The sequence below is a fragment of the Stenotrophomonas mexicanensis genome (assembly GCF_032911605.1).
GTDB lineage: Bacteria > Pseudomonadota > Gammaproteobacteria > Xanthomonadales > Xanthomonadaceae > Stenotrophomonas > Stenotrophomonas maltophilia_A.
This window is the reverse complement of sequence record NZ_JAWJTG010000009.1, coordinates 91,386-101,645: the sequence shown is the minus strand read 5'-3', so window position 1 is coordinate 101,645 and position 10,260 is coordinate 91,386. Positions and strand designations below refer to the sequence as shown.

Below are 10,260 nucleotides of genomic sequence, written 5' to 3'. Positions count from 1 at the left end.
CTCATGGCCTGAATCGGCCTTCTTGTAAGTGTCCGTGAAAACGGGGTAGAACCCCTTGACCGACGACGATCTTGAGCTCTTTAGAGCTTTTTGGGTACTGCAGCATCTAAGGACCGAGGCAGCTTCACGCGCCTTCGCAGCGTTGTCAGATGAAGTCGTCGAAACTACAGGAGCGCCTGAGGAGTTCCGGACGTCTATCGCACAGGCCGTGCAAGTGGTGATGTCGACAGTCCCCGAGATGGTGTCTGTCGTAGAGGACCTCAAAGTGTGTCTTCTACGGAATCGAACAGCCGTTGATTTCATCACGAGCGACGATCCGGCTATCCATACGAATCGATGGCACCTGCGACCCGGAAATGAGCGCCTAGGAACACCCGGCTTGGCAAAATCAGGCACGCTCTGCTTGATGCCCCTCAGCCCCCGATACTTCTTTCTCGCATACGACGGAGATGTCTACTCGCTACCGGTAAATGAACGCTGGGTCGACGTCAGAAAGGTGAGCGACGTGAACATACTCAATCAACAGCAACTGCTCAACGCAATGGCCAACGTCTACTTCCGAGAAGCCGCAGATGCCCCCTCCATCGGCCGTCAGTTTGACGCAATGGCGGATCGGCGCATTCCCTGTAAGCACCGGCTGAATCACGCGATCCTGGATTGGGACGATGGGGTGATGAAGCGATATCGCGTTACCACGGCTGAGGAAGCCCGCAACCACCAAGACGCAATATTCCACTCGGAAACGTTGTACCCACGACCAAGCGGCTGGCCCGACTTCATTCGCTGGCGTGCAAGTGCCGCAACGTACTCGAACGGAACAGGGATGGGGTTCGTTCGTCGCGCTCACGCGCAGAACCGTACGACATCGTCGCAGTCGTTCAGGAAGATCCGACTAGATAGCATCAAGTTCTGAAGTCGCGCCTGATGTCATCAGGTTGCTTGGCTCAATACAATCTCATAGCCAAAGCTACCAGATTCATGCACATAGACAAGCATGCAACTCTTCCTATGACGAGCTCTATGCAACATGTGGTCACGCAACAGGCGCCAAGGACATGCAGCCATACTGCCCGCAATTTATCCCTTCAAATGGGAATTCCCTCAAGGTAGCCGCTGAATGCAGCCATCTTGCCCGCACTGCTTACCGATATCCCCAGATAAGATAGCGCGAATCTGATCCATTCATGGAGCAAACGCCGTTGAACGCGACTGATCAGGCGATCCTAATCGTTGGCCTATTCATCACCACCTGCGCGGTATCGTTCACGCTGTGGGCGATCTGGCTAGCTGCTCGCAAGCGCCTTAGAGCTAGGCGTTACACAAAAAAAGACAACTAGAGATAGTGACGTGCGCGCCTCCGGCGGCACGCGTGTCGTGCCCAGCATATCCACGTGCACATGTTGACCTCCATCAATCTCCCCTCTCCTTACGCTAGCTAGAGCGTCGTCCGGACAGACTGTTCGCGCGATCCAATGATGGTAGTGGGTGATCTAACTGGAGTAGATCAATCCGAACATTGTTGGCATAGGCGTTGTACTGCCAACGACGAAACTGATCCAGCAGTAGGGTATTCGTTTCCTCAAGCCTACGGACCTGAGCCTCCAGATCTGCAATACGTCGGACTGCCCCACTCAGAGTGAAGTCCCTGGGAAGTGCATCCTTTGTCTCCCTCAAGTCCCGTTGGCGTTGCTGGAAACGCTCCTTGATCGTGGGATATAGATACATCGTGTGCTTGGATACTGAACCGACGCCCAGCACCAATGCGACTCGCGCGCAGAACAACGGCCAGGTGAGCTTCCCCTCCCAGCGGTCAAGTTCACGCAGTATTTTTGGCAGAGCTGCCTTTGTCACTACAATTCTGGGCACTTATCCGTACTCCCATGCATTGTGATGTTGAGGGTGTCAACTGATTCTGAGGCGGGATGTTCAATCAATCCAAGATCCAGCAACGCTCTACGAACCGGTGAGGGATCGTGCCCCTCGGGTATTCTAAGAACAGCTCCTGACGAAACCTCAGGATGCTCGAGTGCGAGCCTCATAGTCCTGACGTGCGCAAGCTTCCACTTGTGGCTATCGACCCAGCGATCCGCACCGAAATCTCCTTCAGCATGCGCTCTCCTCGCGCGTGCGAGAAGGGCCTCGGTTTGCAGTTCCAGCAAGCGAATTCGTTCAAGCGTCACATGATCTCCCTTGATACAGACATGCTCCTTGCAGGTCATGCACTCTCTCTGCTTCTGGCAAGGTGCCATGGCGTAGTCGTGGACACACATGCCGTAGAGAGTAGCTTTGGCAGTTCCAAGCCGATCAACACCAAGCTCCTGATAGGTGACCGGCGCACGTTGACTGAAGCGTTCTAACAGCGATATGTGGCGCAGGGGCAGGAGCTCTCGCGCACCCGCCAGGCGCTCCTGTGGGCTGCGATGGTCGTAGTGCCTATTGTCTGAAACTCTCGCACGCCCGGCCCATTGGGCGAGAGTGAAATCGTCCATTCCTGCCCTTTCAGACATCGTACTGAGCCAATGTCGTAGCTGATGGGTAGTCAGCTTGACCGCACGCCCGCCCTCCCCCTTCAGCCCCTTTCGTTCGAACAACGACGGGCGGCCCGCTTTACCTAGGCGGCTATTGACTTCGTTGGCGTTGGGAAGCCGCCACGAGAACTGTTTGGCCTCGAACTCCATATGAAATTCATTGATCCTGTGCAAGCACAATGAATCCCAAGCTAGGACAGTTCGCTCGCCGTCAATGTGCGGCCAATAGGCATCACTGCACTCGCTCAGCACGTGTTCGGCTAGATCCCGGTAGCTGGTCTTTCCTTGATTAACAAGAGCCTTCAACCTGCTGTCCAAGCGAACTTCATGCCAGGCGCGGAGGCCGGCGCGTGGCTTATGCCTCGGGTACCGAACATTCACCGCGGCACAAAATTGCTCCGGGGTGAGGGGTGTCTCATCGACGCCTTTCGTCTCTCGCAGACAGCCCGAGTGATACATGAAGTGCCCCGGATTCGCCGAAGCGAACTTCGCTGCATCGCGTGCAGGTTGACCTATCTCAAGAAGACGCTTTACGGCCTCCTGAACCACCTCATGCATTGCGGGTACAACCCATTTCTTCATCCCCCCTTTGCCCTTGGCCGCTCTCCAGCGTAGGTACATCTGGGACTGCCCGGCTTCATCCAACTCCCATTGCACACAGTCAACCGGCAACCGAAGCACCTCGGAGATCCTGCTAGGGGTGGCCATCAGAATGATGATCAGCGAGCTGAAGTAGCGACTCTCGACGTCGTCGGCCACTGCAAAGAGATCGGCAACTTGCAACATGACCTGTGTGGAAGGAAGTTTCGATGCACGGTATGCTGCTCCGGCTTCGCCCACGCCCTCTGTCAGGATCGCCGGCTTCTTGAAGGGTGATTTCCAAGGCGGCAGGAATCGAACAAGCTTTTTGTCACGCAGAAAGTCGAAGATCAATTGAGTGTGGCGACCAACCGCGTACTGAATCTGCTTGGTGCCGCAGAACTCAGCGCACTTGTTCGCGCACACGTCCATAACTGCAATGCCGAGAAGTCCAACATCCGCTCTCCCACAGGCCGCGAGCAATCCGGCCTCTACGCATCGGAGCGCCAGGATCATAGAGGACAGATTTCTGACGGGCCTGTGGCTCCATGAGTAACGAACATAAGCCTTGGCGAACTGCTTGAATGGCTCAGCCATGGGAGTGAAGCTGTAGGGATCGAGCGGCGCCGTCTTTGTCGCAAACACGACCGTCGTCGCCCCGTCCTGCCATCTATCATCTACCCAAGAGCCGTCACCTCCAAAAGCGGTGAGCTCCTCCCTCGTCAACCGGATGAACTCCATGAGGTTCGCATCTGCGTCCTTCTCAACGCGGGGCACGAACTGAACGATGTCACCCATGAGTACTCGCTCCCAGGAGGCTACGCAGTTGACCTTGCGGTTCTGCACATTGCCACACAGTGCTCAACCGCAAGTATCAGTTGATCATTCGCATTCACAACCGCATCGGCACATCCTGCAGCTCGAGTTCGGTCCTTCTCGGCGTAAAGATCAGCCAGAACTTCCTCGTGAGGTCCATCAACCCAAGGCTGAAAGTGACTACAGGTATAGCAGGCGCGATACCCACTAGCACAGAACCCATAGTTGCCACAGGTTCCAACGGCGTTCTGACGCTCGTTGGCTACACGACTCCTAGGATCACCGCCGCGGATCGCCTCCCTCTCCGATGCTACAAGCTTGCCCAGGCAGGCTTGCGCGAAAGGAGCCAGCTGGGCACCAACCAGCTCGTTGATCAGAACGGCCTCCTGCGCTGTGTTCTTGGTATAGATGCTGACGTTCTGAACATCAGAATGGTCGAGAAGCTCTGCGATCACAAAGGCGCCAAACCCCTCACGACGCAGCTTTGTTCCCCGGGTGTGTCGGAAGCGAGTCGCGGACAGCCGAATGAACTCACCGGTCCGCTCTGAGCGAGCGGTCGACGCTCTCGCGCAGCGCTGCAAAGCCAATGAGAGGGAGGAGGTGCTTGCATGCAGCTGATCCGGCGCATCACCCATTAGAAGCTCTTTCATTTCACGAATGCTGCGCACCTGCAGCAGGCGCTGCCGATTGATGAAGACTGGTAGTTCATCCGCCAGGTCTGGCTCGATCGCTTGCCCTACTGTCTCGCTGGCTAGGACGATGGAGCGCTGGTGCAGCTGTTGAAGCACCAGGTAGAGGTCTTCAATTACAGCTAGCGTACGAAACTCGCCCCGAAACTTGATCCCTCTCTGCTTCGCTCGGGGAACTCGAAGGCTGAATGCTTCAGCGCCGTTGCTGTTGCCACGGATCAGGTCTCGCCCCCGAAGGGCCGCGAGCTGGACCGGACGCCGTGCCGTCATTGCCAGCGCCAGTAGATAGGCGTAGTCCTCCAGAGAGACGTCCTTGCGTGTGACTGCCAGATTTGCCCAGTCAAGCAGGGCTGCCATCTCGAGGTCGGTGTACGGCCCGCTGTCCGGACAACCACTAGCAACCGCCGCCCCCTTCTCGTTGCCCTGAATCCGCCAGCCCTGCAGGAGGTCGACGACATCCTTTGAGACACCGCCAAAGCCGTAGTCGTGCCATGCCAGCAAGAATCCCTTTAATCCACCAAGCTGCCATTCTTCGCGGACGCCGAGAACGGCACGCCAATTGATGAGATCAGCCACGGACACCTGCGACGCACCAGTGTCACGAAGGTATCTCTTGAATCGGGTGGCCATGTTCTCGCAATGTCTTGCTGATGCCTCTTCAGCGTAGCGCAATAGAGTCGCACGAAAGCCAGCCTCAACGACCGGCATGACTGCTACAGGAAGGGCTAGCGACAACTGCACGTCTTTGTTCAGACGCCAATAGGCGTCCGAAGGATTGAAGAGGTAGCCATCCTTAGATACCGCTGCACTATCCTGCCGCCCTACCTTTCCGAACGGCCGAGGGTCAGCTGACTTCATCGCCATCCTCGTTGGTAGGGGCCTTGCGCATCATTTTTGCTTGCAAACTTCGAGCAGCTTCGTTGCCGACTTCGCGGACATGTCGGCGGTTGTATGTCGCACCGGAAGCCCTATGTCGATGACCATTCAGAAATGCTCTTACATCCAATTCTCTATGCTCACTGATCGGCGTTGCGCAGGCAGTATCGGCACCCGACTGAGCTTTAGCATTGTTTTCATCGATGCTTCTGGACAGTTCATAGTTGAAATGGTGTCGGAATGCATGGGGATGGATCAGCTCAAAGTCCCTGTCCACAGCCCGCATTCGGCCGAAGATCTGGCTGTTAAGAGCAGAGATGGAGAGTGGCTGCCCCCAGCCAGTGCCCTTCCGGTGCGAGATCAGAAGATACGGATGCTTTCTAGCAGGCGTGATCGGCGCACGCACTTGCAGCATGTATCGGCCGAGCTGCGTGGCGAGCTCATCCGGCAGCGGAAGCGGTCGCTCCTTGGTTTTAGCGACGGGCTGATGACGCCTAGAATCAAGCTTGTCATCTTGGCTACGCCTAACCCAGACAAGAGGCTCGTGACCCAAGTCAAACTGGTCCAGTCGGAGACTTAACAGTTCACCGCGTCGCATACCGGTATGTCTCAACAGGCCGAAGATGATCGCATTGCGTAGCCTGATATCCGGGTGCTTGAACGGATTCCTTGGGTCATGTTCCGATCCCACCGCCATGAATCGGTTCACCACTTCGGTCGGAGGAGAGCGGCGCTCCGACTCTTCCTCAAGGTGCTTCGCTAGACCACGCGGTCGGTGCTTACGAATGGCAGTCACCATCCGCGCGATTTCTTGAGCGATTTGGTGAGAGCCCCTGTAATGCGTGACGACGCTTGCCGTGAACTCCAGGTAGTCGGCAATCGTACTCAAACGGTTGAAATGCTGTTGCGGGCCAATTGCGGCGAGAGCTCGGCTCGAAGCAATCGTCGCTTCCAAAAAGCTCGGGACACGGACACCTGGTTTCCCTGTGCTGTGCCCATCGGATTTCCAGTTCCGCATATCAAGCTTGGCGAAATCGCGCAGCGAAACCACATCGGCGATGGTCAGAAAGCGACCAGCCTGGAAGTCCGAAATCAAGTTACGACGATTCGCGAATTCCCATCGTAACAACACGATCAGATCGGCAAGCTTGTTGCGGATGGTATTGACGGCCACGCCAGCGTTTCGCAGCTGGGAGGTTACAAACAACGTGGGATAAAACAGCGGCAGCCCCAACTCGTCGTGGAGCATCGGAACTCGCTCGCCGTCTTGCATCACATGGACCGACAGCTTGGGCATCATCCCTTGCTCGCCTGATTTCACGTATGTATGACTATAGCCGTATTTCTTACCATCCTGGGAACGTACAAAAAAAGAGGAGGAGCCCCAGCTACGGGGCTCCTCCTCTCCTTATATCTACTCTTTTTACTAAGTGTGGTCTAGAACGGAATATCGTCGTCAGCGAAGTCGTCCATCGGTGGAGCCTGCTGCGGCTGCGGGCGCTGGTAGCCACCCTGGTTGCCGCCCTGGTTGCCATAGCCACCGCCCTGGCCGCCGCGCTGGCCACCGCCACCGCCGCCGTACTCCTGGCGCGGCGCCTGCTGGCGCTGCGGGCGATCGCCGCCGTAGTTGCCGCCACCGCCGCCACCGCCGCCTTCACCACGGCCGCCCAGCATCTGCATTTCATCGGCAACGATGTCGGTGGAGTACTTCTCCACGCCGTCCTGGCCGGTGTACTTGTCGTAGCGCAGGCTGCCTTCGACGTAGACCGAGCTGCCCTTGCGCAGGTACTCGCCAGCGATCTCGCCGAGCTTGCCGAAGAACACCACGCGGTGCCATTCGGTACGTTCCTGCTGGTTGCCATCCTTGTCCTTGCGGACGCTGGTGGTGGCCAGGCTGATGCGGGTGATCGCCATGCCGCTCTGGGTGTACTTCACGTCCGGGTCGTTGCCGAGGTTGCCGACCAGGATGACTTTGTTGATGCCGCGCGCCATAGATGGATTCTTCCGTTGTCCGGGGCTGGACCAGTGATAGCACACCCGACGGGGTGCCGATACGCTGGACCTCCCACGGTTGCGAATGGGGGATATCGGAACGAGGCATCTTACCATTCCCTTCGCCCCCGGCCCGTCGGGAATCCGGCCGATACGGGTCGGAACCGGCCTCAACGAAGCAGGGGGCGATCCAGCAGCAGGCCGGTGACCCGCGTAACCTCCCCCACCGCCACCACCTTGGGCCCTTCATGGCAGTGGAAGCGCACGCCCGGCCGGATACGCTCCCGGTGCAGCCCCGCCCTCAGCACCTCATTGACCACGGTCAGGCCGGCCAACAGGGACTCTCCCACCGGCAGCGGCAGCTCAGTCGGCCAGCTGTCGCCCTCAGCGTGCCGGAAGTCGGGCCAGATCATGAACAGCTCGGGTGTCCCGGCGTCATCGGCATAGGCAAAATCCCAGCGGATACCATTCCGGGCGGGGCTGCGACGCCCCCCCTCCTCTGGCGCAAGGATGCGGATCCGCGCCTCGAAATCGTCGGGGACACCCGGGTACAGGCGAAAGGTCACCGCTTGGCTCCGTCAGGCTATGGTGTTGACCGTCGCACGACCGCGACCGTGGCCACAAGCAGTGACCGCCAGGACGGCCGGCAGCCACCGCATGGCATCATGCCCAGGCACCTTCCGCCTGCCCCCTTCCGCGTTCCCATGACGATCAAAGGCAAAGCCACCTCCCTGGACATCGCCCACCTGGCCGGGGTCTCCCAGCCGACCGTGTCGCGGGCGCTCCGTGGCAGCCCGATGGTCAATGCCGAGACCCGCGAGCGCATCCTGCGCATCGCCCGCGAACTGAACTACAAGGTCGACAAGAACGCCTCCAGCCTGCGCCTGCGCAACGCCGGCACCCTGGCGCTGCTGTTCTTCGAGGACCCGACCAACGACGACTCGCTGATCAACCCGTTCTTCCACTCGATGCTGGGCTCGATCACCCGCGCCTGCGCCCTGCACGGGCAGGACCTGCTGGTCTCGTTCCAGCAGTTGTCCACCGACTGGCAGGCCGATTACGAGGACAGCAACAAGGCCGACGGCATCATCCTGCTCGGCTACGGCGACTACCACGAATCGCGCGACCGCCTGCAGCGGCTGGTTGAACAGGGCACGCACTTCGTGCGCTGGGGCGCCGCCCTGCCCGGCCAGCCCGGCGTGTCGATCGGCAGCGACAACTTCCAGGGCGGGCATGACATCACCACCCACCTGTTGCAGCAGGGCTGCCGCCGCATCGCCTTCCTCGGCCATGCCTCCAGCCATTACCCCGAATTCCAGGAACGCTACCGCGGCCATGTCGCGGCCCTGCAGGACCACGGCCTGGGCGCCGAACCGGCGCTGCAGCACGATGCGATCACCACCGAGGCCTCCGGCCAGGAGGCCTGCCAGGTGCTGCTGGCACGCGGTGAACCGATCGATGCGATCTGCGCCGCCAGCGATCTGATCGCCATCGGCGCGATGCGCGCCCTGCGCGAGACCGGCCTGCGGGTGCCACAGGACGTGGCGGTGACCGGCTTCGACGACATCCCGCTGGCGGCCTCGGTATCCCCGGCGCTGACCACCGTGCAGCAGGACACCAAGCAGGCCGGCCAGCTGCTGGTGGAGCGCCTGCTGGCACTGATCGGTCGCCAGCCGGTGGAGAGCCAGAGCATCCCGGTGAAGCTGGCGGTGCGGGAATCGTCGCTGCGCCGGTAAGCGCCGCCAGGCCTCCCGCCCCGCCCCAACGTGCGACGGCGGAATTCTCCCCCCCATGACCAACGGCGGATGCGCACGGAGGCTGATGCGCGGATAACGCGCAGACATCGCCCATGGAAAGGTGTACGTCGCATGCTGAAGATCGATTCGCTGTCCAAGACGTACGCCAACGGCGTGCATGCCCTCAACAACGTCAACCTGGACATCCCGCGCGGCATGTTCGGCCTGCTCGGCCCCAACGGCGCCGGCAAGTCGTCGCTGATGCGCACGCTGTCCACCCTGCAGGAGGCCGACAGCGGCACGGCTACCCTCACCATTCCAGGCGAGGCGCCGATCGACGTACTGCGCGATAAGGACGCGGTGCGCCGCCGGCTGGGCTACCTGCCGCAGGATTTCGGCGTGTACCCGAAAGTCAGCGCGCTGGACCTGCTGGAACATTTCGCAGTGCTCAAGGGCCTGACCCAGCGCGCGCAGCGCCGCGAGGTGGTCGATGGGCTGCTGCAGCAGGTGAACCTGTGGGACGCCCGCAAGCGCAAGCTGGGCACCTACTCCGGCGGCATGCGCCAGCGCTTCGGTATTGCCCAGGCGTTGCTGGGTGACCCGCGGCTGGTGATCGTCGATGAACCCACCGCCGGCCTCGACCCGGAAGAACGCAACCGCTTCCTCAACCTGCTGGCCGCCATCGGCGAGAACGTGGCGGTGATCCTGTCCACCCACATCGTCGAGGACGTAACCGATCTGTGCCCGACGATGGCGATCATGAACAAGGGCCAGGTGCTGCTGACCGGCCGTCCTGCCGAAGCCATCGACGCCCTGCAGCACCAGGTCTGGCGCAAGCAGGTTGATCCTTCGGAACTGGCCGACCACGAGGCACGCTACGTGGTGCTGTCCACCCGCCTGGTCGGTGGTCGCCCGGTGATCCACGTGCACAGCGCCAACGACCCCGGCGACGGCTTCGCAGCCGTGGCTCCCGACCTCGAGGACGTGTACTTCCAGCGCCTGCGCCTGCAGGCCCGTGCCCGCGCGGCAGCCTGAGCGGAGCAC

Annotated in this window: 8 protein-coding genes; 3 read left to right on the top strand and 5 right to left on the bottom strand. The window is 60.0% G+C overall.

The features are described from left to right. Positions 1 to 55: 55 nt before the first annotated feature. Positions 56 to 913: a DUF4238 domain-containing protein gene (locus R1L06_RS06465; protein WP_317217230.1), complete on the top strand. Its 858-nt coding sequence runs from the start codon at positions 56 to 58 to the stop codon at positions 911 to 913. 937 nt (positions 914 to 1,850) lie between these two features. On the opposite strand, the gene R1L06_RS06460 is transcribed toward R1L06_RS06465, so the two are convergent. The 5 genes from R1L06_RS06460 to R1L06_RS06440 all read right to left on the bottom strand — a co-directional run bounded on the left by R1L06_RS06460 (position 1,851) and on the right by R1L06_RS06440 (position 8,046). Then, on the bottom strand, positions 1,851 to 3,905 hold the full coding sequence (locus tag R1L06_RS06460) for a hypothetical protein (protein WP_317217229.1): 2,055 nt from the start codon (positions 3,903 to 3,905) through the stop codon (positions 1,851 to 1,853). 20 nt (positions 3,906 to 3,925) lie between these two features. Next, positions 3,926 to 5,470 carry a site-specific integrase gene (locus R1L06_RS06455; protein ID WP_317217228.1) on the bottom strand — a complete coding sequence of 515 codons (1,545 nt, stop codon included), beginning with the start codon at positions 5,468 to 5,470 and terminating at the stop codon, positions 3,926 to 3,928. Further along, positions 5,457 to 6,785, bottom strand: coding sequence for a site-specific integrase (locus R1L06_RS06450; protein ID WP_317217227.1), 1,329 nt, complete (start codon positions 6,783 to 6,785; stop codon positions 5,457 to 5,459). Before R1L06_RS06450 ends, R1L06_RS06455 begins: the two co-directional genes overlap by 14 nt. A 140-nt stretch (positions 6,786 to 6,925) precedes the next feature. Then, positions 6,926 to 7,480: a single-stranded DNA-binding protein gene (locus R1L06_RS06445; protein WP_317217226.1), complete on the bottom strand. Its 555-nt coding sequence runs from the start codon at positions 7,478 to 7,480 to the stop codon at positions 6,926 to 6,928. A 170-nt stretch (positions 7,481 to 7,650) separates the two neighbouring features. Beyond that, the gene (locus R1L06_RS06440) at positions 7,651 to 8,046 is read right to left on the bottom strand and encodes a hypothetical protein (RefSeq protein ID WP_317217225.1); all 396 of its coding nucleotides are present in this window, start codon (positions 8,044 to 8,046) and stop codon (positions 7,651 to 7,653) included. Between the two features lie 138 nt (positions 8,047 to 8,184). Between R1L06_RS06440 and R1L06_RS06435 the strand changes: the two genes are divergently transcribed. Then, positions 8,185 to 9,216 carry a LacI family DNA-binding transcriptional regulator gene (locus tag R1L06_RS06435; RefSeq protein WP_317217224.1) on the top strand — a complete coding sequence of 344 codons (1,032 nt, stop codon included), beginning with the start codon at positions 8,185 to 8,187 and terminating at the stop codon, positions 9,214 to 9,216. 132 nt (positions 9,217 to 9,348) lie between these two features. Further along, positions 9,349 to 10,251, top strand: coding sequence for an ABC transporter ATP-binding protein (locus R1L06_RS06430; protein WP_024956967.1), 903 nt, complete (start codon positions 9,349 to 9,351; stop codon positions 10,249 to 10,251). Positions 10,252 to 10,260 lie beyond the last annotated feature (9 nt).

Excerpts from the sequence above, each read along its gene's own strand:
- R1L06_RS06460 (WP_317217229.1), bottom strand. The coding sequence starts at position 3,905 with ATGGGTGACATCGTTCAGTTCGTGCCCCGCGTTGAGAAGGACGCAGAT.
- R1L06_RS06455 (WP_317217228.1), bottom strand. The coding sequence starts at position 5,470 with ATGAAGTCAGCTGACCCTCGGCCGTTCGGAAAGGTAGGGCGGCAGGAT.
- R1L06_RS06450 (WP_317217227.1), bottom strand. The coding sequence starts at position 6,785 with ATGCCCAAGCTGTCGGTCCATGTGATGCAAGACGGCGAGCGAGTTCCG.
- R1L06_RS06445 (WP_317217226.1), bottom strand. The coding sequence starts at position 7,480 with ATGGCGCGCGGCATCAACAAAGTCATCCTGGTCGGCAACCTCGGCAAC.
- R1L06_RS06435 (WP_317217224.1), top strand. The coding sequence starts at position 8,185 with ATGACGATCAAAGGCAAAGCCACCTCCCTGGACATCGCCCACCTGGCC.
- R1L06_RS06430 (WP_024956967.1), top strand. The coding sequence starts at position 9,349 with ATGCTGAAGATCGATTCGCTGTCCAAGACGTACGCCAACGGCGTGCAT.